The sequence below is a fragment of the Nocardioides sp. N13(2025) genome, from assembly GCF_051912545.1.
In the GTDB taxonomy this organism is placed as follows: Bacteria; Actinomycetota; Actinomycetes; order Propionibacteriales; family Nocardioidaceae; genus Nocardioides.
In genome coordinates this window covers 1,875,200-1,898,676 of sequence record NZ_CP196809.1, presented here as the reverse complement: position 1 = coordinate 1,898,676, position 23,477 = coordinate 1,875,200, and the positions used below count along the sequence as shown (strand labels likewise).

24 protein-coding genes are annotated in these 23,477 nt (G+C 72.3%); 14 read left to right on the top strand and 10 right to left on the bottom strand.

Translation table 11 applies throughout. The features are described 5' to 3' along the window. Window positions 1-20: 20 nt before the first annotated feature. Window positions 21-296, bottom strand: a complete 276-nt coding sequence (locus ACS3YM_RS09125; RefSeq protein ID WP_439939748.1) for a hypothetical protein — start codon at window positions 294-296, stop codon at window positions 21-23. Between the two features lie 69 nt (window positions 297-365). On the opposite strand from ACS3YM_RS09125, the gene ACS3YM_RS09120 reads away from it, so the two are divergent. The 6 genes from ACS3YM_RS09120 (at window position 366) to ACS3YM_RS09095 (ending at window position 6,941) form a co-directional block, all read left to right on the top strand. Beyond that, window positions 366-971 carry an acVLRF1 family peptidyl-tRNA hydrolase gene (locus tag ACS3YM_RS09120; RefSeq protein ID WP_439939747.1) on the top strand — a complete coding sequence of 202 codons (606 nt, stop codon included), beginning with the start codon at window positions 366-368 and terminating at the stop codon, window positions 969-971. A 50-nt stretch (window positions 972-1,021) separates the two neighbouring features. Then, window positions 1,022-1,903 carry an ATP-binding cassette domain-containing protein gene (locus ACS3YM_RS09115; protein ID WP_439939746.1) on the top strand — a complete coding sequence of 294 codons (882 nt, stop codon included), beginning with the start codon at window positions 1,022-1,024 and terminating at the stop codon, window positions 1,901-1,903. Then, window positions 1,884-3,476, top strand: a complete 1,593-nt coding sequence (locus ACS3YM_RS09110; RefSeq protein ID WP_439939745.1) for an ABC transporter permease — start codon at window positions 1,884-1,886, stop codon at window positions 3,474-3,476. The genes ACS3YM_RS09115 and ACS3YM_RS09110 overlap by 20 nt, the downstream gene beginning before the upstream one ends. Window positions 3,477-3,545: 69 nt before the next feature. Next, window positions 3,546-4,451 (top strand): ATP-binding cassette domain-containing protein, encoded by a 906-nt coding sequence (locus ACS3YM_RS09105; RefSeq protein WP_439939744.1) that lies wholly within the window; start codon window positions 3,546-3,548, stop codon window positions 4,449-4,451. Then, window positions 4,448-6,022 carry an ABC transporter permease gene (locus ACS3YM_RS09100; RefSeq protein ID WP_439939743.1) on the top strand — a complete coding sequence of 525 codons (1,575 nt, stop codon included), beginning with the start codon at window positions 4,448-4,450 and terminating at the stop codon, window positions 6,020-6,022. Before ACS3YM_RS09105 ends, ACS3YM_RS09100 begins: the two co-directional genes overlap by 4 nt. Before the next feature lie 10 nt (window positions 6,023-6,032). Further along, complete coding sequence (locus tag ACS3YM_RS09095) at window positions 6,033-6,941, top strand: phosphotransferase (RefSeq protein WP_439939742.1); 909 nt, start codon at window positions 6,033-6,035, stop codon at window positions 6,939-6,941. Between the two features lie 19 nt (window positions 6,942-6,960). On the opposite strand, the gene ACS3YM_RS09090 is transcribed toward ACS3YM_RS09095, so the two are convergent. The 3 genes from ACS3YM_RS09090 to ypfJ form a co-directional block, all read right to left on the bottom strand. Then, window positions 6,961-7,323: a hypothetical protein gene (locus ACS3YM_RS09090; protein WP_439939741.1), complete on the bottom strand. Its 363-nt coding sequence runs from the start codon at window positions 7,321-7,323 to the stop codon at window positions 6,961-6,963. 25 nt (window positions 7,324-7,348) lie between these two features. Further along, complete coding sequence (locus ACS3YM_RS09085; protein WP_439939740.1) at window positions 7,349-7,660, bottom strand: hypothetical protein; 312 nt, start codon at window positions 7,658-7,660, stop codon at window positions 7,349-7,351. A gap of 106 nt (window positions 7,661-7,766) precedes the next feature. Then, window positions 7,767-8,717 carry a KPN_02809 family neutral zinc metallopeptidase gene (ypfJ, locus tag ACS3YM_RS09080; RefSeq protein ID WP_439939739.1) on the bottom strand — a complete coding sequence of 317 codons (951 nt, stop codon included), beginning with the start codon at window positions 8,715-8,717 and terminating at the stop codon, window positions 7,767-7,769. Between the two features lie 108 nt (window positions 8,718-8,825). Between ypfJ and ACS3YM_RS09075 the strand changes: the two genes are divergently transcribed. The 3 genes from ACS3YM_RS09075 to ACS3YM_RS09065 are packed head-to-tail and all read left to right on the top strand — an operon-like array spanning window position 8,826 to window position 13,180. Continuing rightward, a complete protein-coding gene (locus ACS3YM_RS09075; RefSeq protein ID WP_439939738.1) occupies window positions 8,826-10,424 on the top strand; it encodes an ABC-F family ATP-binding cassette domain-containing protein in 1,599 nt (532 codons plus the stop codon). A 29-nt stretch (window positions 10,425-10,453) separates the two neighbouring features. Next, entirely contained in the window at window positions 10,454-11,248 is a 795-nt protein-coding gene (locus ACS3YM_RS09070; protein WP_439939737.1) for an enoyl-CoA hydratase/isomerase family protein, read from the top strand. A 51-nt stretch (window positions 11,249-11,299) separates the two neighbouring features. After that, window positions 11,300-13,180, top strand: coding sequence for an ABC transporter ATP-binding protein (locus ACS3YM_RS09065; protein ID WP_439939736.1), 1,881 nt, complete (start codon window positions 11,300-11,302; stop codon window positions 13,178-13,180). Here ACS3YM_RS09065 and ACS3YM_RS09060 read toward each other — a convergent pair whose 3' ends face one another. Next, window positions 13,181-13,960: an SURF1 family cytochrome oxidase biogenesis protein gene (locus ACS3YM_RS09060; RefSeq protein ID WP_439939735.1), complete on the bottom strand. Its 780-nt coding sequence runs from the start codon at window positions 13,958-13,960 to the stop codon at window positions 13,181-13,183. It abuts the gene before it with no gap. 51 nt (window positions 13,961-14,011) lie between these two features. Between ACS3YM_RS09060 and moaA the strand changes: the two genes are divergently transcribed. Next, complete coding sequence (gene moaA / locus ACS3YM_RS09055; RefSeq protein ID WP_439939860.1) at window positions 14,012-15,010, top strand: GTP 3',8-cyclase MoaA; 999 nt, start codon at window positions 14,012-14,014, stop codon at window positions 15,008-15,010. 10 nt (window positions 15,011-15,020) lie between these two features. On the opposite strand, the gene ACS3YM_RS09050 is transcribed toward moaA, so the two are convergent. Continuing rightward, window positions 15,021-15,221 (bottom strand): hypothetical protein, encoded by a 201-nt coding sequence (locus ACS3YM_RS09050; protein WP_439939734.1) that lies wholly within the window; start codon window positions 15,219-15,221, stop codon window positions 15,021-15,023. Between the two features lie 177 nt (window positions 15,222-15,398). Further along, a complete protein-coding gene (locus tag ACS3YM_RS09045; RefSeq protein ID WP_439939733.1) occupies window positions 15,399-15,698 on the bottom strand; it encodes a DUF3099 domain-containing protein in 300 nt (99 codons plus the stop codon). 79 nt (window positions 15,699-15,777) lie between these two features. On the opposite strand from ACS3YM_RS09045, the gene ACS3YM_RS09040 reads away from it, so the two are divergent. Genes ACS3YM_RS09040 through ACS3YM_RS09025 form a run of 4 tightly spaced genes read left to right on the top strand, consistent with a single transcriptional unit; the run spans window position 15,778 to window position 19,309 of the window. Then, the gene (locus ACS3YM_RS09040) at window positions 15,778-15,990 is read left to right on the top strand and encodes a dodecin (RefSeq protein ID WP_439939732.1); all 213 of its coding nucleotides are present in this window, start codon (window positions 15,778-15,780) and stop codon (window positions 15,988-15,990) included. 49 nt (window positions 15,991-16,039) lie between these two features. Beyond that, on the top strand, window positions 16,040-16,780 hold the full coding sequence (fabG, locus tag ACS3YM_RS09035) for a 3-oxoacyl-[acyl-carrier-protein] reductase (protein ID WP_439939731.1): 741 nt from the start codon (window positions 16,040-16,042) through the stop codon (window positions 16,778-16,780). A 35-nt stretch (window positions 16,781-16,815) separates the two neighbouring features. Continuing rightward, window positions 16,816-17,586 carry an enoyl-ACP reductase FabI gene (fabI, locus tag ACS3YM_RS09030; protein ID WP_439939730.1) on the top strand — a complete coding sequence of 257 codons (771 nt, stop codon included), beginning with the start codon at window positions 16,816-16,818 and terminating at the stop codon, window positions 17,584-17,586. Window positions 17,587-17,617: 31 nt separating this feature from the next. Further along, the gene (locus tag ACS3YM_RS09025) at window positions 17,618-19,309 is read left to right on the top strand and encodes a Mur ligase family protein (protein WP_439939729.1); all 1,692 of its coding nucleotides are present in this window, start codon (window positions 17,618-17,620) and stop codon (window positions 19,307-19,309) included. Window positions 19,310-19,320: 11 nt separating this feature from the next. On the opposite strand, the gene ACS3YM_RS09020 is transcribed toward ACS3YM_RS09025, so the two are convergent. From ACS3YM_RS09020 to ACS3YM_RS09010, 3 genes are read right to left on the bottom strand one after another with little or no spacing between them, the layout of a single operon-like run. Further along, window positions 19,321-19,686, bottom strand: coding sequence for a cupin domain-containing protein (locus ACS3YM_RS09020; RefSeq protein ID WP_439939728.1), 366 nt, complete (start codon window positions 19,684-19,686; stop codon window positions 19,321-19,323). Beyond that, entirely contained in the window at window positions 19,683-22,460 is a 2,778-nt protein-coding gene (cphA, locus tag ACS3YM_RS09015; RefSeq protein ID WP_439939727.1) for a cyanophycin synthetase, read from the bottom strand. The genes ACS3YM_RS09020 and cphA overlap by 4 nt, the downstream gene beginning before the upstream one ends. After that, on the bottom strand, window positions 22,457-23,446 hold the full coding sequence (locus tag ACS3YM_RS09010) for a cyanophycinase (protein ID WP_439939726.1): 990 nt from the start codon (window positions 23,444-23,446) through the stop codon (window positions 22,457-22,459). Before ACS3YM_RS09010 ends, cphA begins: the two co-directional genes overlap by 4 nt. Window positions 23,447-23,477: the final 31 nt, after the last annotated feature.

The window sequence follows — 23,477 nt, the reverse complement described above, 5'->3', positions numbered from 1 at the left end:
GCGGCCGCTGCCGTCACGCTTCAGGCCCCGACCGCGGGGGTGCCGGTGCCGGGCACCACCACCGAGCCCTCACCGGTGCGCAACGACACCCGGTAGATGTCGCCGTCGGCGAGCGAGCCCAGCCATGCGGTCGCACCGGGGCCGATGGCGATGCCCTCGGGCTGGAAGCCGTCGGGCAGGTCGATGTGCGCCGGGAAGGGACGCTCGGGCGCGGCGACGCGGCCCGAAGCGGGCGCCGAGGTGCAGACGGTGAGGCCGAGCGCCACCGTGAGGAGCGAGACGAGGAGACGACGCATGGCTGACCTCCGGAGGGACGGGGTCTTCGAGCGTAACCGCCACTCCGCGGCGCAGGCTAGGTTCGCCTCGTGCCCCTCGTCCTCGTCCAGACCGCCCGGTGGCAGCGGTGGGTCGCCAACTTCGACGAGCGGCACGGTGGCAGCGAGCTCGTCGTCGCCGACGGGACCTTGCGGGGGCAGGCGGAGGACGGCTCCCACTTCACGGCACGCCTGCCCTTCGCCGCGTCGTACGACGGTCCGGCGGAGCCCGGTGCCTTCGCGGCCGCGGCCGCGCCGCCCGCCCGGTGGGGGGTCCTGCTCGTGCGCAAGGGCGGCTTCGCAGTCGCGCGGCTGCAGGGCACGACGATGGTCGAGCACAAGATCGGCCAGCGGCACGTGCAGGGCCGCACCAAGGCCGGCGGCCAGAGCCAGCAGCGGTTCGCCCGGCGTCGCGACAACCAGGCGCGACAGGCCTACGAGGCCGCCGCCGACCACGCCGCGCGGATCCTCACCGGGACGGCGACCGTCGTGACGGGCGGCGACCACGGTGCCGTCGACGCGGTGCTCACCGACCCCAGGCTGGCGTCCCTCGACGTCGTCGGGCCGTGGCTGGCGGTGCCGGACCCGAGGCGTGCCGTGCTCGACCGGTCGATCGTCGACGCGCAGGCGGTCCAGGTCGAGGTGACCAACGCCTGAGGGCGTCGATTCCCCTTCGAGGAGGGTCCTCCGGCTCCTAGGCTGGAGGCGTGAGCATCCCGATCGAGGTCCACGGCCTGGTCAAGACGTTCGGCAGGACCCGCGCGCTCGACGGCCTCGACCTCGAGGTCCACCACGGTGAGGTGCACGGGTTCCTGGGGCCCAACGGGTCCGGCAAGTCCACCACGATCCGGGCGCTGCTCGGACTGCTCCGCACCGACAGCGGCACCGTGTCGGTGCACGGCCTGGACCCGTGGGCCGACGCGGTGGAGATCCATCGCCGGCTCGCCTACGTGCCCGGCGACGTGTCCCTGTGGCCCAACCTCAGCGGGGGAGAGTCGATCGACACCCTCCTGCGGATGCGGGGGCTCGAGCCGGCCCGCACCGACCGGGACGCGCTGCTCGAGCGCTTCGACCTCGACCCGACCAAGAAGGGGCGCGCCTACTCCAAGGGCAACCGGCAGAAGGTCGCCCTCGTCGCCGCCTTCGCCGCCCCCGTGGAGCTGCTGGTGCTCGACGAGCCCACGTCAGGGCTGGACCCGCTGATGGAGCGGGTCTTCAACGAGTGCCTGGCCGAGCACAAGGCGGCCGGGACGACGGTGCTGCTGTCGAGCCACATCCTGAGCGAGGTCGAGCGGCTCGCCGACAGCGTCACGATCATCCGCGAGGGGCGCACCGTGGAGACCGGCACGCTGGCCGCGCTGCGCCACCTGCGCCGCAACCACGTCCGTGCCCAGGTCACCCGCACCGTGCCGGCGGACCTGCCCGGCGTGCACGACCTCCGCGTCACTGACGGCGCCCTCGAGTGCACGGTCGACCCCGACGGGCTCCCGGGCCTGCTCGCCGCCCTGGACGCGGCCGGCGTGGAGGCGCTGACCTGCACCCCGCCCTCGCTGGAGGAGCTGTTCCTCGATGCCTACCGCAACGACTGAGGCTGCCGGCACGGCCCGCCTCGTGCGCCTGGGGCTGCGGCGCGACCGGGTGCTGCTGCCGGTCTGGATCTGGCTGCTGACGGCGATGGTCGCGGCCTCGGCCTTCGCCACCGAGGGTCTCTACCTCGACGCCGCCGACCGGGCCGCCGCGGCCCGCTTGATCAACACGAGCCCTGCACTCGTCGCCCTCTACGGCCCGATCGTCGCGGAGCAGAGCATCGGCGACCTGGCCATGGGCAAGCTGACGGTGATGTACGCCATGGCCGTCATGGGTCTGGGACTCGTCGTCGTACGCCGCCACACGCGGGTCGAGGAGGAGACGGGCCGCGCCGAGCTGGTCGGCGCCACCCTCGTCGGTCGGGCCGCGCCCCTGAGGGCTGCACTGCTGGAGGCCTCCGCGGCGGCTGTCGTCGTCGGCGTCCTCGCAGCCGTCGTCGACATCGCCGCCGGCCTGGACCCCGCGGGGTCCGTGGCCTTCGGGGCGAGCTGGACCGGCGCCGGGCTGGTGGGCGCGGCCACCGGCGCCGTGTGCGCGCAGCTCAGCGCGAGCGCCCGCACCGCCGGTGGGCTCGCGCTCGCGACCATCGCGGTCTGGTACGGCCTGCGCGCGGCCGGGGACGTCGGGCCCGACGCCCTCGGCTGGTTGTCGCCGCTGGGCTGGGGCACGCGGCTGCACGCCTGGGACGGGCCACGCTGGTGGGTCCTCGGCCTCTACCTCGCCCTGGCAGTCGCCCTCGTCGCCACGGCCCACCTGCTGCGCCGTCGGCGCGACCTCGGCAGCGGGCTGCTCGCGGAGCAGGCCGGACCTCCCAGCGGCGGCTTCGGGTCCGTCCCGGCGCTGGTGTGGCGGCTCAACCGCCTCGCGACCGGGTGGTGGGTGGCCTCCGCAGTCCTGTTCGGAGCGCTCTTCGGCTCCGTCGCGCCCCACCTGGGCGCGCTGTTCGAGTCGCCCGCCGCGCGCGCGGCCCTGGAGGCGCTCGGTGGCCGGGGGCGCGTGGAGGAGACGATGCTCGCCGCCCTGCTCGCGCTCATGGCGGCGATGCTGTCGGCGTACGCCGTCCAGGTCACGGTCAGCGGCGCCCACGAGGAGACCGACGGACGGACTCCCGAGGTGATCGCCGCCACCGGGTCGCGTGCCCAGGTGTTCGCCGCGCAGACAGGCCTGGCGCTGGCCGGCACGCTGCTCCTCGCCGTGGCCTACAGCGTCGGCTCCGCGCTCGGCTACGGCAGCCAGGTGGAGGGAGTGCCCCGCGCGCTGGGACGTCTGGTCCCGGCGGCCCTCGCCCACGTGCCGGCGATGTGGGTGATGGCAGCGGTGGCCGTGCTCGCGTGGGCGTGGTGGCCGCACGCCACCTGGGCGGGGTGGGCGGCCCTGGTGGGGTTCGTGACCCTCGGTGAGGTCGGCGACCTCCTCGAGCTGCCCGGCTGGGTCACCGGGCTCTCGCCCTTCCAGCACGTGCCCGCCGTCCCGGTGCAGCCCTTCGATGTCGGTGTCGACCTCGCGCTCCTCGCTGCGACGGCGCTGCTGCTCGCGGCCGGGTGGTGGCGCTACCGCGCCCGCGACATCGGGTAGCGGCGGGGGCGCGGGATCCGGGACCTTTGGCCCGTCCGGAGCGTCAGAGCGGGGCCCTATCGTCAGTCCATGGACGACCCGATCGAGATATCCGGGCTCGTCAAGCGCTTCGGGAGCCTCGCTGCGCTCGACGGCCTCGACCTGCGGGTCCGCAAGGGGGAGGTGCACGGCTTCCTGGGTCCCAACGGCTCGGGCAAGTCCACGACGATCCGGGTGCTGCTGGGGCTGCTGCGTCCCACGGCCGGCGACGTGCGGCTGCTCGGCGGCGACCCCTGGCGGGAGGCGGCCGAGCTGCACCGGCGACTGGGCTACGTCCCGGGGGACGTCACGCTGTGGCCCAACCTCACCGGCGGAGAGGTCATCGACCTCCTCGGACGCCTGCGGGGCGGGCTCGACGAGCGCCGGCGCGCCGAGCTGGTCGAGCGCTTCGACCTCGACCCCACCAAGAAGGGGCGCACCTACTCCAAGGGCAACCGGCAGAAGGTCGCCCTGGTGGCGGCGCTCGCCAGCGACGTCGAGCTGCTGCTCCTCGACGAGCCCACGAGCGGGCTCGACCCGCTGATGGGCGAGGTCTTCGAGGACCAGGTCAACCAGTTCCGCGACCGCGGGGGCACCGTCCTGCTCTCGAGCCACGTGCTCGCCGAGGTGGAGCAGCTGTGCGACCGCGTGAGCATCATCCGGGCGGGCCGCTGCGTGGAGACCGGCACCCTCGCCGACCTCCGGCACCTCACCCGGACGACGGTCCGCGCGGAGACCGAGCTCGCCCCCGACGGCCTTGCCGGGCTGCCGGGCGTGCACGACCTCCTCATCGAGGGGCGCCGGGCGGCATTCGAGGTCGACACGGCCGACCTCGGCGCGGCCCTGGACGTGCTGAACCGGGCGGTGATCAGGACGCTCTCCGCGACTCCGCCGACCCTGGAGGAGCTCTTCCTGCGCCACTACGGCGACACCCTCGCCCCGGCAGGTCGGCCGTGACCGGCACCGTCCAGCTCGTCCGCACGTTCCTGCGCCGGGACCGCTGGATGATGCTGGCGTGGTCGGTCGGCATCGCGATCCTCTACTGGTCGCAGGCCGTCAGCGTGAAGGGGATGTACGCCACCCAGGCCGAGTTCGACCGGGCCGCGGCCGTGATGGGGTCCAACGCGGCCTTCGTCGCGATGGCCGGACCCGCGCGGGCGCTGGACACGATCGGCGGGCAGGTGACCTGGCAGGCGACAGCCTTCGGTGCCGTCTCGGCCGGGCTGATGTCGATGTTCCTCGTCGTGCGGCACACGCGGGCCGAGGAGGAGAGCGGTCGTGACGAGCTGCTCCGCGCCTCGGCGGTCGGGCGCCGCGCCACGACCGCGGCGACGCTGGTCGTCACGCTGCTCGCCAACGTGCTCGCCGGCGCCCTCGTCGCGATCAGCCTGATCGCCTTCCCGCTCGCGGCCGCGGACTCGATCGCCCTGGGCGTCGGCCTCACCGCGGTCGGGGCGGTCTTCGGCGGGACTGCGCTGCTCGCGGCCCAGCTGACCAGCAGCGCGCGCGCCGCCTACGGCCTGACCGGCGTCGTCCTGGGAGCGGCCTACGTGCTCCGCGCCATCGGGGACGTCGGTGCGCCGGCGTTGTCGTGGCTCTCGCCCATCGGCTGGTACCAGGCCATGCACGCCTTCTCGGGCCTGCGCTGGTGGCCGGTGCTGCTCCTGGTCCTCGCCGCCGCTGCGAGCACGGTGGTCGCCCTCGGCGTCTTCCTCCGGCGTGACCACGGCTCGGGGGTGCTCGCCGACAGGCCGGGTCCGGCCCGCGCGGCCCCCGGGCTCAGCACGGCGTTCGGCCTCGGATGGCGGCTGCAGCGCGGAGCCCTCCTCGGGTGGTCGCTCGGCCTGTTCCTCACCGCCGCCTCCTACGGCTCGCTCGGCAACAACGTGGCCGACCTCCTCGGCGAGGGAGCGGCCCAGGAGATGTTCGCCCGCGGAGGCGACCGCCTCGTCGACGGCTTCTACGCGGTCTCGGTCGTGCTGCTCGCCCTGATGGCGTCGGCGTACGCCCTGACCAGCGCGCTGCGCTCGCGCTCCGACGAGGAGGGTGGGCGGGTCGAGGTGCTGCTCGCCACCGGCCTGTCGCGGGCCCGGTGGCTGCGGGCCCAGGTCGCGCTCACGGTCCTCACGAGCTGTGCCGCGCTCCTGGTCTCGGGCGCGGGCCTCGGCCTCGGCTACGCCCTGGCGGTCGGTGACGGCGGAGCAGCGGTCCGGTACGTCGTGGCGGTGCTGCCGCAGGTGGCGCCGGTGCTGGTGCTGGCCGGGGTCGCCACGCTGCTGTTCGGGATCGGGCCGAGGTGGGCGAGCCTGGCGTGGCTCGGGCTGCTGCTCGCCGTCGTGGTGCTGCTCTTCGGGGAGATCTTCCGGATGCCCGAGTGGCTGCAGGACCTCTCGCCCTTCCACCACCTCGCGCTCGTCCCGGCCGAGGAGCTCCGGTGGACGCCGTTCCTCGTCCTGGCCGTCCTGGCCACGGCGCTTCCCGCGGCGGGCGTGGCGCTGTTCGTCCGGCGCGACGTGGAGGTGCGCTAGGTTCGCCGCCATGAGCGGTTGGGAGCCGGAGCCGGGGTGGCAGCGGCTCCCCGGTGCCGGCCCGGCCAGCGTCGGAGTCTGGTCGGCGCGGGTCGCAGGTCGTGACGTCGTCGTGAAGCGGCTGGCGTGCCCCGACCCCGCCGATGCCGCCGGCGCCCTGACCCCCGGCGACGTCAACTACTGGCGCCGGGCCGCGGACGTGGCGCTCAGCGGCGTCGTCGCGGGCTCAGCAGGTCTGCGTGAGGCTCCGGTCGTCAGCGTCGAGGAGGACCCCGAGGGCATCACGCTGGTCCACGAGCGCGTCGAGCACCACGACAACCCCGGCCTGTGGCTGGCCGCCTGCCTGGGCGGCTTCGCAGCAGTCGACCTCGGTCGGCACGCGTGGCTGGCGCGGGACCAGCTGCGCAGCCGCCTCGGGCTGGTCGAGAGACGAGGCGGGTGGCGCACCCTGGCGCGCACACCCATGGCCGACGTCGCCGACCACCTGTGGAGCCACCGGGTGCCCTGGCTCGACCGGTGCGACGCGCTGCCGCAGGTCGCCCAGCACGGCGATCCCTCCGCGTCCAACATCCCCGGTCGCACGCCCGGGGGCGCGGTCGCCATCGACTGGGCCCACCTGGGCAGGGGGCCGGTCGGAGCCGACCTGGGCTACCTCTCCCTGGCGACCCGCGAGGACATCGAGCCGCTCGTGGAGGCGTACGTCGCCGCGCTCCCCGCCGGACTGGCCAGCACCGACGAGGTGATGACCGGCGCCCGGGTGATGGCCGTCTACACCGCGCTGACCCGCCTGGACTGGGCCCTGGCACGGGTGGCCGACGGTGAGGGCGCCCTCGCCGGGAAGTTCCGCCACCCCAGCGTCGCGCCGTACATCCGGGCGATGCAGCGCCAGGTGGGCCAGATCGAGGCGCTGCTCGCCTGACGGCGCCGCGCGCGGCGCCTCAGGTGAACAGCATGAGGAGCGCCGAGAGGCCGTTGAGGAGCACGAACGCCCCCGCGACGACCACGCCCACGACCATCGGGACCCGCGCCCGGACGTCGCCCAGGCGCACCGCCTGCCTGCCGAACCAGACGGCGAGCACGGCCGGGAGGGCGAACACGACGAGGGCGGGCGTGGCCGCCACGACCGCGACCCACCACGGCGCCTGCTCCTCACCTCCGACGGGGTAGCCCAGGGCGGAGACCAGGCCCTCGCCGACCAGGAAGGCCAGGAAGAAGCTCGGCAGGAACCCCAGCAGCGACCACCAGGCGCGCCGGGTGAACGACGCCGCGGCCACCTGCTCGGGGTGTCGGACGGCAGTCATGACGACCTCCTCCGGGGCGCCGGCGTCAGCCGAGCGCGATGACGAGTGCGATGAACGCCACCAGGGCGACGACGCCCACGAGGACGCCGAGGCGACCGCGCGCACGGCCTTCGCCCGTGCGTGCGAGGTAGTAGGCGATCGGGACCCCGCCGAGACCGATCGGGAGCCACACGAGGCCGACGACCCTGAGCCAGTCGGGCGGGTTGAAGCTCTCGCTGAGGCTCAGCACGTAGGTGAACAGCACCGCTGCGGCGAAGAGCACACCGAGGACCAGGGTGGTGGTCCCCGCGCTCCGGGACCCGGTGCTCCTGCTGGGTGGCCTGACCTGCGTCGTCATGGCCGCCACCTCCTCTGTCACCACCAGTCTCCTCCGTGGTGTGCCCGTCGACACGGGTCGAAGGACCCTTCCTCGGCCGACACATGGCGGCCCGGAGGGGGAGCGGTCAGAGCTCGTTGGCGGCGAAGGTGTCGCAGGACTCGACGGTGCCGTCCTGGTAGCCGGTCATGAACCAGCGCATGCGCTGCTCTGACGACCCGTGCGTCCAGGCGTCCGGGTTGACGCCCTGGCCGGACTTCTGCTGGATCCGGTCGTCGCCGACGGCCTTGGCGGAGTCGAGCGCCTCCTGGATGTCGGCCTCGTCGAGCGACTCGAAGATCGCGACGCCCTTGGTGTCGGTAGTGCCGGTCGCGGCCTTGGTCCAGAGGCCGGCGTAGCAGTCGGCCTGGAGCTCGAGGCGTACGGCGTCGGACTCGGGGCCCTTCTGCGTGCGGACCTTGCCCATGGTCCCCATCAGGTTCTGGATGTGGTGGCCGTACTCGTGGCCGATGACGTAGGGCTCGACGAAGTCGCCGCCCTGGCCGCCGAGCTGCCCCTCGAGCACGTCGTCGAAGAAGCTGGTGTCGAGGTAGATCTTCTGGTCGGGCGGGCAGTAGAACGGCCCGACCTGCGAGGTGGCCTGGCCGCAGCCGGTGTTGACGGCCCCGCTGAAGGTCAGCATCGTCGCGGGGGTGAAACCGCTGCTGAACTCCGAGGACCAGAAGTTGAACAGCGAGTTCTCCACCGCCACGCGCGCGCAGTCCTCGTCCTTGTTGGCGTCCGCCCCGGTCTTGCAGTTGTCGTAGCGCTCCGAGTCGTCCATCCGGCTGGAGTCGGAGCCCGAGGACTGCGGGTCCACCCCGTTGCCGCCGGGCGTGGGCAGGCCGCCACCGCCGCCGCCGCCCATGCACTGCGTGAGGACGACGAACAAGATGATGATCAGGATGCCACCGATGCCGCCGCCGGCGCGGGTGCCACCGGGGATCGGGATCCGCATCGGGCCGCCACCCGTGCCACCGCCGCCGCCACCGTCACCCACGCGGGACGTGTCGAGACGGGCCTTCGGGTTGAAGCGCATGTGCGTGCCTTTCCGCAGGTCGGGGCCCGGGTGAGCCTCTGCGCAGATTAGCGCGTGCGTCCGCCGATGGGGCTCTGGCGCCCACCCCTTCGTAGGATGTCGTCCGAGATGATCACCGCCCAGAAGCTCGAGGTCAGAGCCGGCGCGCGGCTCCTCATGGAGGACGTCACCTTCCGGATCGCCGCAGGCGACAAGGTCGGCCTCGTGGGGCGCAACGGTGCCGGCAAGACGACCCTCACCCGCATCCTCGCCGGCGAGGGCCAGCCGGCCGCCGGCCAGGTGCTGCGCAGCGGCGACATCGGCTACCTGCCGCAGGACCCCCGGGTCGGCGATCCCGAGGTCATCGCGCGCGACCGGATCCTGTCCGCGCGCGGCCTCGACGACGTCGTACGCCGTCTGCGCGAGGCCGAGGTCGACATGGCGAGCGAGGACCCGAAGGTCCACGAGCGCGGGATGAAGCGGTGGACGCGCGCCGACGCCGAGCTTCACGCCGGTGGCGGGTACGCCGCGGAGTCGGAGGCCGCGCAGATGGCGGCCGCCCTCGGCATCGAGGAGCGCATCCTCGCCCAGCCGATCGGCACGCTCTCCGGTGGTCAGCGTCGTCGCGTCGAGCTCGCCCGCATCCTCTTCTCGGGTGCGGAGATCATGCTGCTCGACGAGCCGACCAACCACCTCGACGCCGACTCGATCGTGTGGCTGCGCGACTTCCTCAAGGCGCACCGCGGCGGGTTCGTCGTGATCAGCCACGACAACGCGCTGCTCGAGGCGACGGTCAACAAGGTCTTCCACCTCGACGCCAACCGTGCCGTCATCGACGTCTACAACATGGGCTGGCACAACTACCTCACCCAGCGCGAGGACGACGAGAAGCGCCGCAAGCGCGAGCGCCAGAACGCCGAGAACAAGGCCAAGGTCCTCACCGACCAGGCCAACAAGATGCGCGCCAAGGCGACCAAGGCCCAGGCCGCGCAGTCGATGCTGAAGCGCGCCGAGAAGATGATGGCCGGCATCGAGACCGAGCGCCAGGCCGACCGTGTCGCCCGCATCGCCTTCCCCGAGCCCGCCCCCTGCGGCAAGACCCCGCTGATGGGCACCGAGCTGTCGAAGTCCTACGGCTCGCTCGAGGTCTTCACCGCCGTCGACCTCGCGATCGACCGGGGGAGCCGGGTGGTGATCCTCGGCCTCAACGGTGCCGGCAAGACCACGATGCTGCGGATCCTGGCCGGGGTCGACCAGCCCGACACCGGTGAGGTCGTCCCGGGCTACGGGCTCAAGATGGGCTACTACGCCCAGGAGCACGAGACCCTCGACGTCAACCGCACCGTGCTGGAGAACATGCACAGCGCGGCGCCCGAGCTGACCGACACCCAGGCCCGCTCCGTGCTCGGCTCGTTCCTCTTCTCCGGCGACGACGCGCACAAGCCCGCAGGCGTGCTCTCGGGCGGGGAGAAGACCCGGCTCGCGCTGGCGATCCTGGTCGTCTCGAGCGCCAACGTGCTCCTGCTCGACGAGCCCACCAACAACCTCGACCCGGCGTCCCGCGAAGAGGTGCTGCACGCGATCCGCAGCTACACCGGCGCGATCATCCTCGTCACCCACGACGAGGGTGCCGTGCGCGCGCTCGACCCCGACCGGGTGCTGCTCCTTCCCGACGGCGACGAGGACCTGTGGAGCGAGGACTACGCCGACCTGGTCTCCCTCGCCTGAAGTTACTCACCAGTAGTAGCCTCGGGGCCATGACTTCCGAAGACCTGGCCGCCGTCGGCCTCCGCCTCGACATCGACGGTCCCGTCGCCACGGTGACGCTGGACCGTCCCGACGTCCGCAACGCCCAGACCCCGGCCATGTGGATCGCCCTCGGCGAGATCGGCCGGACGCTGCCGGACGACGTGCGCGTCGTCGTGGTGGCGGGGGAGGGAGAGACGTTCTCCGCCGGGCTGGACCGCGCGATGCTCGACCCCTCGGCCTCTCTCGAGGCCGGCCAGCAGAGCGTCGTCGGCCTCCTGGCCCTCAGCGACGAGGACGCCTCGGCGCGGATCGAGGAGTTCCAGCGCGGCTTCACCTGGCTGCGCGACCCGCGCTTCGTCTCCATCGCCAAGGTGCGCGGCCATGCGATCGGCGCCGGCTTCCAGCTGGCCCTGTCCTGCGACCTCCGCGTGGTCGCCGACGACGCCAAGTTCTCCATGAAGGAGTCCACCCTCGGCCTGGTGCCCGACCTGACCGGCACCAAGCCGCTGGTGGAGCACGTGGGCTACGCCCGGGCGCTGGAGATCTGCGCGACCGCCCGGGTCGTACCCGCCGAGGAGGCGGTGCGCATCGGCCTCGCCACCGCCTCGGTCCCCTCGGACGAGCTCGACGCAGCCGTCGCCGACCTCGCCGCGGCCCTCAGCGCGCCCATGCCCGGCGTCGTGCCCGAGACCAAGGCACTGCTCCAGGGCGCGGCCGACCGCGACCTCGACGAGCAGCGCCGGCTCGAGCGCGAGGCGCAGGTACGCCGTTTCCGTGCGGTCGCGGCGGCTCTCGCGGGCTGAGGAACAATCACCCGCCGGCGGGGGTTCAGCCGGTGGACGGACGGAGGACAGATGTCGATGGGGATGGGTGGCCCGCCGTGGCGGCACCTGCGCAGCGACCGGAGCGTCGTCGACAACAAGATCGAGCGCAGCACCGTGCGCCGCGTGCTGGGCTTCGCCGGGCCGCACCGCAGGCTCATCGCAGCGTTCCTCGCCGTCACGGTGGTGGACGCCGCGCTCGTCGTCGTGCCGCCGCTGCTGCTCAAGGCGATCATCGACGACGGCGTCCGGACGGGTGACACCTCCCTGGTCGTGTGGCTCGCCGTCCTGGTGGCCGTCGTCGCCGTCGTCGACGCCGCCTTCGGTCTCGTCACCGGCTGGCTCTCCAGCCGGATCGGCGAGGGCCTGATCTACGACCTCCGCACGCAGGTCTTCGCGCACGTGCAGCGGCAGTCACTGGCGTTCTTCACGCGCACCCAGACCGGGGCGCTGGTGAGCCGGCTCAACAACGACGTCATCGGCGCCCAGCGCGCCTTCACCTCGACGCTGCAGGGCACCGTCTCCAACATCATCGCGGCCGTCGTCGTCGGGGTGACGATGCTGTTCCTGAGCTGGCCGGTGACCTTGCTGTGCGTCGCGCTCTTCCCGATCCTGCTGCTGGCCTCGCGGCTCGTCGGCAACCGGCTGGCCGACCTGTCGCGCCAGCAGATGGACGGCAACGCCGACCTCGGCAACGCGATGACCGAGCGCTTCAACGTCGGTGGCGCGATGCTGCTCAAGCTGTTCGGGCGGCGCGAGTCCGAGGACGTCGCCTATGCCCAGAAGGCCGCCGTGGTGCGCGACCTGGGGGTCCGGATCTCCCTGCTGACGCGCATCTTCTTCGCCGCGATGACGCTCGTGCCGTCCTTGGCGACCGCTCTCGTCTACGGCATCGGCGGCTGGCTGGCGATCCGTGGCGACCTCTCCGTGGGCACCATCGTCGCCCTCGGCGTCCTGCTGACCCGGCTGCTCGGCCCGCTCCAGGGCCTCTCCAACGTCCGCATCGACGTGATGACCGCGCTCGTCAGCTTCGACCGGGTCTTCGAGGTGCTCGACCTGCCCTCGCTCATCCAGGAGAAGCCCGACGCCGTCGCGCTGCCGTCCCACGCGTCGTCGCTGGAGTTCGACCACGTGGCCTTCACCTACCCGCGCGCCGACGAGATCTCGCTGGCCTCCCTCGAGACCGTGGCGCGCACCGAGTCGCGCGACACCGGACAGGTGCTCCACGACGTCACGTTCACCGCGGCGCCGGGGCAGATGGTCGCCCTGGTCGGTCCGTCGGGTGCCGGCAAGACGACCGTGACCCACCTCGTCGCCCGCCTCTACGACGTCGAGCACGGCACGGTGCGCGTCGGCGGCCACGACGTGCGTGACGTGACGCTGCAGTCGCTCGAGGACGTCGTCGGCTACGTCACCCAGGACGCGCACATGTTCCACGACACGATCCGCGCCAACCTGCTCTACGCCCGCCCGGGCGCGCTGGAGCACGAGGTCTGGGCCGCGCTGGAGGCCGCGCAGATCGCGGGGCTGGTCCGGTCGCTGCCCGACGGGCTCGACACGGTCGTGGGCGATCGGGGCTACCGGCTCAGCGGCGGCGAGCGCCAGCGGCTGGCCATCGCCCGGTTGCTGCTGAAGGCTCCCTCGATCGTCGTGCTCGACGAGGCGACGGCCCACCTCGACAGCGAGTCCGAGGCCGCGGTCCAGCAGGCCCTCGACGCCGCGCTCGAGGGACGTACGTCGCTGGTGATCGCGCACCGGCTCTCCACCGTCCGCAACGCCGACCTGATCCTCGTCCTCGACGACGGCCGGGTGGTCCAGCAGGGCGCCCACGCCGACCTGCTCGCCGCGGGCGGGCTCTACGCCACCCTCCACGCCACGCAGTTCCGCGACGCGTCGGCAGCCCCTGCCGGTTAGTCAGGCGGTCCCAGAGTCAGCCGGTGCGCCGTCGCGCGTCTTGCCCCACGGTCCGCGGCCGCCGCGCCACTCGTCGTACATCAGGTAGAAGAACCCGAAGATCGCCAGCGCGCCGAAGAACCACCACTGCAGGCCGTAGAAGAAGTGCGGTCCGTTGTTGAGCTCGGGCATCTCGACCGGGAGCAGGGGGGTCTCGGGCTCGGGCGACTCCGACCGCAGGTCGATCCAGCCGCCCACGACCTCGCGGCCGAGCGCGTCACCGATCTCCTCGCTGTTGACCGCTCGCGTGGACTGGTCGGTCACCTCGGTGCTGTCGCCCTCGGCGTCGGCTCGCACCCACCCGGTCACGGTCACCTCGCCCGGGGGCGGCGCGGGCACGTCGGCAGTGGTCGCGCCGCGGTTGTCGGTGGCGTACCAGCCGCGGTCGACCAGGACGCTCGACCCGTCGGCCAGCTCGAGGGGCACGACCACGTCGACGCCCGCCGAGCCCTCGCGCGTGCGGTAGCGCACGATCACGGTGTCCTCGACGGCGTAGGTGCCGGTGGCCTCGACGATGCGCCACTCCGTGGAGCCCGTGACGTCCTGGCCCGGCGCCATCACCTCGGTGATCGGGTCGGCGCCGGCCTTCTCGTTGCGCTCGATGATCGCGTTGCGCTCCTGGCGGTCCTCCAGCCGGTGGAACTGCCACTCGCCGAGGCGCCAGGCGACCCAGGCGAGGAGGACGACCACGAGTGCGAAGCCGATCCAGCGGCGCGAGACCAGGAATCCGAGCTTGTGCACGCGGCGAGGCTATCCGGGACGTCCTGAGCTCCTGACGGGTGGCTCGATAGACTGACCGGCGTGACGACACCCCTGGCAGACCGCTTCGGCCGCGTGGCGACGGACCTGCGCGTGTCCCTGACCGACCGGTGCAACCTGCGCTGCAACTACTGCATGCCGGCGGAGGGGCTCGACTGGCTGCCCACCGAGCAGACCCTCACCGACGACGAGGTGGTCAGGCTCATCACGATCGGGGTCGAGCGTCTCGGCATCACCGAGGTGCGCTTCACGGGCGGTGAGCCCCTGCTGCGTCGCGGCCTCGTCGACATCGTCGGTCGCACCCATGCGCTGGGCGTGGAGACCTCCCTCACCACCAACGCGCTCGGGCTGTCGCGGACGGCGCAGGCGCTGGCCGACGCCGGGCTCGACCGGATCAACGCGAGCATCGACACCGTGCGACCCGAGACGTTCGCCCTCATCACCCGCCGCGACCGCTTCGCCGACGTCGTGGCCGGTCTCGAGGCCGCCAAGGCCGCCGGGCTCGGCCCGATCAAGCTCAACGCCGTGCTCCTGCGCGGCACCAACGACGACCAGGCGCCCGAGCTGCTGCGCTGGGCCGTCGAGCACGGCTACGAGCTGCGCTTCATCGAGCAGATGCCGCTCGACGCCCAGCACGACTGGAGCCGCGCGGCGATGGTGACGGCGGAGGAGATCTTCGACGCGCTGAGCGCCGACTTCACGCTGACCCCGCACGGTGCCCCGCGCGGCAGCGCTCCCGCCGAGCTCTTCGACGTCGACGGCGGACCCGCGACGGTCGGCATCATCGCCTCGGTCACCCGCCCCTTCTGCGGCGACTGCGACCGCGTGCGGCTCACCGCGGACGGCCAGGTGCGCAACTGCCTCTTCGCCCGCGAGGAGTCCGACCTCCGTACGTCGCTGCGCAACGGCGCCAGCGACCAGGAGATCGCCGAGCGGTGGGTCATCGCCATGCGCGGCAAGCGTGCCGGTCACGGCATCGACGACGAGACCTTCCTCCAGCCCGACCGGCCGATGTCCGCCATCGGGGGCTGAGCGGAGCCCGTCAGCCGGGCTGGTGCTCGACGACGTCCTTCAGGAAGCCTCGCGACCCGAGGAAGTCCGACAGCGAGGACCGGTGCTCCTCGCACGCGAGCCACGACTTGCGCCGCTCCGGGGTGTGGATCTTCGGGTTGTTCCACTGCAGGTCCCACACGGCGTCGGCCTGGCAGCCCTTGGCCGAGCAGATGTCACGGTCGGGCTCCATCACGGACCTCCGGTGCGCGTGGGTGGGACAGGTGAAAAGCAGAGGTGCCGGACAGCCACGGGGGGGAGCTGTCCGGCACCTCACGTGCGAACACAGACGGGGGATGCTGCGCTCGCGACAGGAATCATGTCACGCCGGTTGGTGAAAACCAAACTTTCGACACAGATGTCCCGGAAGTTATTTTCCTCGGTCCTCGTCGTCCCGCGCCGTCAGTTCGTGGGCGCCTGGACCGTCCGGAAGACTGAATCCGTCGTCGCGCTGGTCGCCGGCGTTCGCCATGATCACGGCGAAGAGCGGCAGGAAGACTGCAGCGGCGACCAGCACCCAGCGCAGCACCCCCGGACCGACCGCGACGGCCGCGACGAAGCAGACGATGCGGATCGTCATCGAGATCGCGTAGCGCCGCTGACGCGAGCGCATGTCGTCGGCGGCGCTGCTGCGAGCCGTCGTGATGCGTACGGCGTCGGGCTTGGCCATGCCCTCGAGTCTACGTCGCTAGGCTCACGGCAACAGGGGCCGGTCACGGTCCGCGAAGCCGTTCGCGCAGGAGGAACCCATGTCCAACCGCACGTACCGCGTCACCGAGATCGTCGGCACCTCGCCCGACGGGATCGACCAGGCCGTTCGCAACGGCATCGAGCGCGCCGGCCAGACGCTGCGCCACATCGACTGGTTCGAGGTCACCCAGATCCGCGGCCAGGCCAAGGACGGCGCCGTGGAGCACTTCCAGGTCGGGATGAAGGTCGGGTTCCGCCTCGAGGACGAGTGAGGCCCGGCGAGTTCGGTCTACCCCTCGGTAATCACTAGCGTCGGGGAGCGTGAGCGAGATTCCCGGATCCACCCCGTCCAGTCCCGCACCCCGGTCCGTCCTCGTGACGGGCGGCAACCGCGGCATCGGTCGCGCGATCGCCGAGGCCTTCATCGCGCAGGGTGACAAGGTCGCGGTCACCACGCGCAACGGCGGCGCGCCCGAGGGCGCCCTCGACGTGCGCTGCGACATCACCGACGCCGACGCCGTCGAGGCCGCGTTCGCGCAGGTCGAGGAGGCGCACGGGCCGGTCGAGGTGCTGGTCGCCAACGCCGGGATCACCAAGGACACGCTGCTGCTGCGGATGAGCGAGGACGACTGGTCCTCGGTCATCGACACCAACCTCACCGGCACCTTCCGGCTCGCCAAGCGCGCCGCCAAGGGGATGCTGCGGCTGCGGCGCGGCCGGATCATCCTGATCTCGTCGGTCGTCGGGCTCCTCGGCTCGGCCGGACAGGTCAACTACGCCGCGTCCAAGGCCGGTCTCGTCGGCATGGCCCGCTCGCTGGCCCGCGAGCTCGGCAGCCGCTCGATCACCACCAACGTCGTGGCTCCGGGGTTCGTCGAGACCGACATGACCGACGTGCTGACCGACGACCAGAAGGCCGCGATCAAGACGCAGGTCCCGCTGGGCCGCTACGCCTCGACGGCCGAGGTCGCCTCCGCCGTCACCTGGCTCGCCTCCGACGGCGCCGCCTACGTCACCGGGGCGGTCATCCCCGTCGACGGCGGCCTCGGCATGGGCCACTGACCACCTACTCACGAGCACCAGAAGGGCACACGCACATGGGAATCCTCGACGGCAAGCGCATCCTCGTCGCCGGCGTCACGATGGACAGCTCGATCGGCTTCGCCACCGCGAAGGTCGCGCAGGAGCAGGGCGCGACGGTGCTGATCTCCAACTTCGGCCGCGCCCTCGGCATCACCCGGCGCATCGCCAAGCGGCTGCCCCAGGAGGCGCCGGTGCTCGAGCTCGACGTCACCGACGAGGACCACCTCGCCGGCCTCGCCGACCAGGTGCGCGAGCACGTCGACGGCCTCGACGGCGTCGTCCACTCGATCGCCTACGGCAACCCGGAGACGCTGCTCGGCGGCAAGTTCATGACCGGTCCGTGGGAGGACGTCGCGCAGGCCGTGCAGGTCTCCGCCTACTCCCTCAAGTCGCTGGCCGTGGCCACCCGCCCGCTGATGTCGCGCGGCGGCTCCATCGTCGGGCTCACCTTCGACGCGACCACCGCGTGGCCGGCGTACGACTGGATGGGTGTGGCCAAGGCCGCGCTGGAGAACACCTCGCGCTACGTCGCGCGTGACCTCGGCCCGGAGGGCATCCGGTGCAACCTGGTCTCCGCAGGTCCGCTGAAGACGCTGGCCGCCAAGGCGATCCCCGGCTTCGAGGACCTCGAGTCTGCGTGGAAGGACCGGGCCCCGCTGGGCTGGGACGAGACCGACCACACGCCGACCGCGCAGGCGGTGGTCGCCCTGCTGAGCGACTTCTTCCCCGCGACGACGGGTGAGATCGTGCACGTCGACGGCGGCTTCCACGCGATGGGCCTGTAGGAGCGGCCCGCCGGTTCGGTAGTTTCCCCGGGTGACCTCACTCGTCGAGCTGCGCATCCTCGAAGGCCCGAACCTCTACTTCCCGCGTGCCGCGGTGAAGCTGACGCTCGACGTCTCCACGATCACCGAGGCCGGCGAGGACCAGGTGCTCCGCTTCGCCCGGCGCATCGGGCTGCGCACGACCCGTCCCGGTGCACCCGGGTCAGGCTTCCGGTCCCGCTTCGCGGTGCGTGCCGTGGAGCGCCTGGTGCGAGCCATCGCCAGCGAGGCGGGCACCCGCCGCCTGGCCGTGCGCGTGCGCCCGACGTCCGACCCCCAGGTGCTGGTCGTCGCCTTCCCGTGGCGCAACCGTGGTCGCGCCCGCGCCCTGGGCGAGGCGGTGGCGCACGCGCTCGACGCCCTGCCGACCCCGGACCTCGAGGGCGCGGTCAGCGCCGCTGCCGAGGAGGTGGCCGCCGCCGAGCGGGGCGACCGGCCGACGACGATCACCCCGAGGATCCCGGTGGTCGCCGTCACCGGCACCAACGGCAAGACCACGACGAGCCGGATGATCGCCCACATCGCGCGGACCAGCGGCCTCGTCGTCGGGTGGTCCAACACCGACGGCATCTACCGCGACGGCGAGCTCGTCGAGGCCGGCGACTACTCCGGGCCCTCGGGTGCGGGGCGCGTCCTGGGCCTCGAGGGCGTCCAGTTCGCCGTGACCGAGACCGCCCGCGGCGGCATCCTGCTCAAGGGCATCGGCATCACCCGCAACGACGTGTCGGTGGTGACCAACGTGACCGCCGACCACCTCGGGCTGCAGGGCATCGACACCGTCGACCAGCTCGCCGAGGTCAAGGCCGTGGTCCCGCGGATCACCCGCAAGGACGGCTGGTCCGTGCTCAACGGCGACGACCCCCGCGTGCTGGCGATGCAGGCGACGATCTCGGCGCGGCCGTGGATCTTCAGCCGCGACCCCGACTCCCCGGCAGTGCGCGAGGTGCTCAGCCACGGTGGCGGCCGGGCCACGACCGTCATCGACGGCTGGATCACGGTGCTGGCCCCGGGCACCGACCCCGACCCGCTGGTCGAGCTCGTCGACGTGCCCATGACCCTTGCCGGCCTGTCGCGGTTCAACATCGAGAACGCCCTCGCGGCCGCTTCCGCGGCCCTGGCGATCGGCCTGGAGCGTGCCGACGTGGTCGCCGGCCTGCGCTCCTTCCGGCCCGACGCCGAGCACAACCCCGGCCGGATGAACTTCTTCTCCATGCCGGGCGAGGTCTCGGTCGTCATGGACCTCGCCCACAACGAGGCCGGGCTCGAGGCGCTGCTCGAGATCATGTCGGGCGTACGACGTCCCGGCGCCCGCCTGCTGCTCGGCCTCGGGGCGGTCGGTGACCGCACCGACGAGCTGATCGGCTCACTGGGGGAGATCGGCGCCAAGGGCAGCGACGTCGTCGCGATCGGTCACAAGGCGTGGTACCTGCGGGGACGCACCATGGACGAGATCGACGCACTCCTGCGTGCCGGAGCCGCCCGGGTCGGGGTCAGCGACATCGACACCTACGAGACCGAGGTCGAGTGCCTCGCCGCCCTCGTCGAGCGGGCACGGCCGGGCGACGTGGTGGGGCTGATGTGCCACGCCGAGCGGCAGGAGGCCTACGACTGGATCGCCGCCCACGGCGGCACGCCCGACTCGCCGGAGGTCCTGGCGCAGAAGGTGCGGGCCGCCTCCGACTGAGCGGAGCTCGCTCAGGTGTCGCCGGGATCGACCTGCTCGCCGGGGGCGCCGATGTCGAGGTCGCCCTCCACGATCATCGCCGAGAGGCCGACCGCGGAGTGGGTCTCGTGCGACTCCCCGGGCTCCCACACGGCTGCCTGGCCGGGACGGATGACCTGGACCTCGCGGTCGGCGCCGCTGACCTCGGCCTCGCCCGCGAGCACGACCATGAGCTGGCGCCCGGACGCCGGGTGGCGACCGATGGACCCGCCGGGGGCGAGGTTCACCGCGACGAGGTGCGCGTCCGCGCTGATGCCGAACGCGCCGACGGAGAAGTGCCGGCTGCCGTGGGCCTCGACACGTCGGTGGGGGAGCGCGCCCAGGTCGAGGACCTTCACGCGTGGTCCGTGGCCGGCGGGGTGTAGTCGGGGTCGGCCGACGGGGCATCGGGGTTGGCGACGGAGCCGGCCTGGGCAGTGTCGGACCAGTGCTCGAGCTCGGCCATGACCTCGGCGTGCTTGTCGACGCACACCACGACCAGGTCCCCGCGGTTCGCGCGGCTCATCGCGTGGCGTACGGCCTCGATCTCCTCCAGGCACAGCTCGGCCTGCTTGCAGCGCGCGCCCTCGTCCATCGCGGTGCGCACGCCCTCCAGCACCAGCTTGGCGGTCTCGCCGCGCTCGCGACCGCGCAGCGCGACGTCCTCGCGCACGATGCACACGTCGAAGTGCTGGGCCGCGATGTGGCCGAGCTCGCGCATGTCCTGGTCGCGCCGGTCGCCGGCAGTGGCGATGATGCCGATCCGCGACGGGCGGGCGAGGTCGTGCGAGGACTCGAGCGACTCGCCGACCCGGTCCACGAAGTCGCCGAGCATCTTCATGCCCGGCGCGTTGTGGCAGTAGTCGACGATCACGTTGACGCCGTTGACGTCGACCTCGTTGAGGCGACCGGGGGAGAGGTAGTAGTTGGTCGAGAAGGTGCGCAGGCCCTGACGGATGTCGTGCAGTGGCGCACCGGCGGCGAACGCGGCAGCGGCGGCGGCCAGCGAGTTCTGGACGTTCATCCGGGCGCGGCCGTTGAACGTCGCCGGCAGCAGGTGGGTCCACGCGAGCTGCATCTCGCGGCGCCCGTGCTGCACGACCATCATCTCGCCGCGCTCCGTCGGGTTGAGCACGATGGCCTTGCCGCCACGGCGGCAGTGCGCGTCGATCATGTCGCGCACCTCGCTGCCGGGCTCCTCCATCGAGAACCAGACGACCTGCCCCGAGCAGCGTCGGCGCATCTCCCGCACGAGCGGGTCGTCGGCGTTGAGCACGGCGTGGCCGTCGCGCGGCACCGCCTCGACGATGACGGCCTTCACGTCGGCGAGCTGCTCGACGGTGTCGATGCCGCGCAGGCCGAGGTGGTCGGGCTGCACGTTGAGCACCACGGCCACGTCGTTGCGCTCGTAGCCCAGGCCCTCGCGCAGGATGCCTCCGCGGGCGACCTCGAAGACGGCGAAGTCGACGCGCGGGTTCTGCAGCACCATCCGGGCCGAGCGCGGGCCGGACGCGTCGGCACGGATCACCAGGCGCTCGTCGATGACCACGCCGTCGGTCGAGGTCATGCCGACCTTGCGACCGAGGCCCTTGAAGATGTGCGCGATCATCCGGCTGGTGGTCGTCTTGCCGTTCGTGCCGGTGACGGCCACGATCGGGATGCGCGAGGTCGCGCCGGGCGGGAACAGCATGTCCACCACGGGCTTGGCGATGAACTGCGGCTCGCCGATGGTGGGGTGGGTGTGCATGCGGAAGCCGGGTGCCGCGTTGACCTCGCAGATCGCGCCGCCGGCCTCGCGGACCGGCTCGGTGATGTCGGGGCAGATGAAGTCGATGCCGGCGATGTCGAGACCGACCATGCGGGCGGCCTCCTCGGCGATCTCGACGTTCTCCGGGTGGGCCTCGAAGGTGCGGTCGATCGAGATGCCGCCGGTCGACATGTTGCCGGTCAGCGCGAGCTTCACCATCTCGCCCTCGTCGGGCACCGAGTCGAGCGTGTGGCCCTGGTCGGCGAGCACCTCGATGGCGGCCTCGTCGACCTTGATCCGGGTCAGCACCTTCTCGTGGCCGACGCCGCGTCGCGGGTCGGCGTTGGTGAGGTCGACGAGCTGCTCGACCGTCGAGGTGCCGTCGCCGGTGACCGATGCGGGGACGCGCTCGGCGATGGCGACCATCCGGCCGTCGATGATGAGGCAGCGGTAGTCCTTGCCGGTGACGAAGGACTCGACGATGACGTTGCCGCGCCGCGACTGGCCGTGCGCGATCGGATAGGCAGCGCGTACGTCGTCGTCGTCCTGCAGGTCCAGGCAGACCCCGCGGCCGTGGTTGCCGTCGAGCGGCTTGAGCACGACGGGGTAGCCGATCCGGCGGGCCGCGGCGACGGCCTGGTCCTCCGAGCGCACGGACTCCTGCTTGGGGACCGGGAGCCCGGCGGCGCCGAGGAGCTTGGTCGTGAGGTCCTTGTCGGAGGCGATGTCCACCGCGATCGACGACGTCTCCGAGGTCATCGTGGCCCGGATCCGCTTGGCGTGGACGCCCTGGCCGAGCTGGACGAGGGAGTACTGGTTGAGCCGGATCCACGGGATGTCGCGGGACACCGCCTCGTCGACGATCGCCTGGGTGGAGGGCCCGAAGGCGGTGCGCTCGGCGCGGCGGATGAACTCGTCGCGCTCGGTCTCCCAGTCGAAGTCGGGGTCGCCCTCGACGAGGTGGTTGACCAGGCGGACCGCGAGGCGGCCCGCGGTGAGGCCGACGTTCTCGTCGATGTAGCCGTAGATGATGTTGTAGCGGCCGGTCTGGCCCTTCACCTGGCGGGTCTTGCCGCGGCGGATGTCGTGGCCGACCAGCTGCTGCAGCGCCAGCGCGACGTGCTCGGCGACGTGGCCGAGCCACGTGCCCTCGTTGAGCCGCTCGAGGAAGCCGCCGCGCCGCCCGCGCGAGCAGGAGTGCTCCCGCAGGCCGGGCAGCATCGAGACCAGGTCGTCGCTGAAGCCGGGGATGGTGTTGGTGGGGAACTGCTCGAGCGAGCCCAGGTCGACCACGAGGTGGATCGACTTGTCGTAGGACCAGACGTTGGGGCCGCGGTAGACGCGGGTCTCGACGATCTCCAGGTCCGGGGTGGGGCGCTCACTCATGAAGGGTCTCCCTCGGTCGGGGCGTGGTCGGGGGTGGTCGTGGTGGAGCGGGTACGTCGCAGCGCGAGGCGGCGGCGTACGGCGGCCGGCGTGGCGTCGGCCGCGGCGATGTCGCGCACCAGCTGGCGCAGGTCGCGGCTGGCCTCGGCCAGCTCGTCGGCGTCCTCGGGGTCGACCACCGGCTCCTGCGGGACGAGGCTGCGGGTCGCGAGGTTGAAGACCGCCCCCTCGGGGAGCACGTGGAAGACCACCCCGCTGGCCAGCAGGGGCGAGGACCGCGTGGCCTCGTAGGCGTTGGAGGTCATCCGCGAGCCGTCGAAGACCGTGACGGCACCCTTGCCCATCACTCGCATCACCAGGTCGCCGGCGACCTCCTCGACGAGGCCGCAGGTGTCCTCGTCGACTCCGATGCCCAGCAGCTGGGGGCTCTGCGCGACGATCATCAGCAGCCGGCCGTAGCGGTTGCGCTGGTCGAAGTGCTGGTCGATGACGGTGGCCTCCACCAGGCCGAGGCCCGCCGCCACCTGGGTCATCCGCTGCTTCGGGGTGGACCCACCGACCCCGAAGGCCACCATGTGGGAGGACTGGATGCTCGCGCCGGCCGAGGTGCCGGCGACGACCGCACCGCGCTCGTGTGCGCGCAGGATCGCATCGCCCACCGGCGTGCCGCAGACGATCGACGACAGCTTGAGCTGGTTGCCACCGGTCATGAAGATGCCGGTGGCCTCGTCCAGGGCCTTGACGAGGGCGGGGTCGTGGGCCTGGTCGCGTGTCTCGGGGCGTACGGCGTCGACGCGGGCGGCACCGAACTTGGTGAAGAGCGCGTCATAGACGTCGACGACCTCCCGTCCGAGCGAGGAAGCGGTCGGGATGACGGCGATGCGCGCGTCCCGCCCGCCGCTGAGGGCGACGAAGTGCTTGAGGATCGTCGGCTTGCGCACCTTGTCCTCGGCGCCTCCGATGATCATGAGTGGTCCGTGAGGCATGACAGGCAGGCTAGCGGCTGCAAGGGTGGAG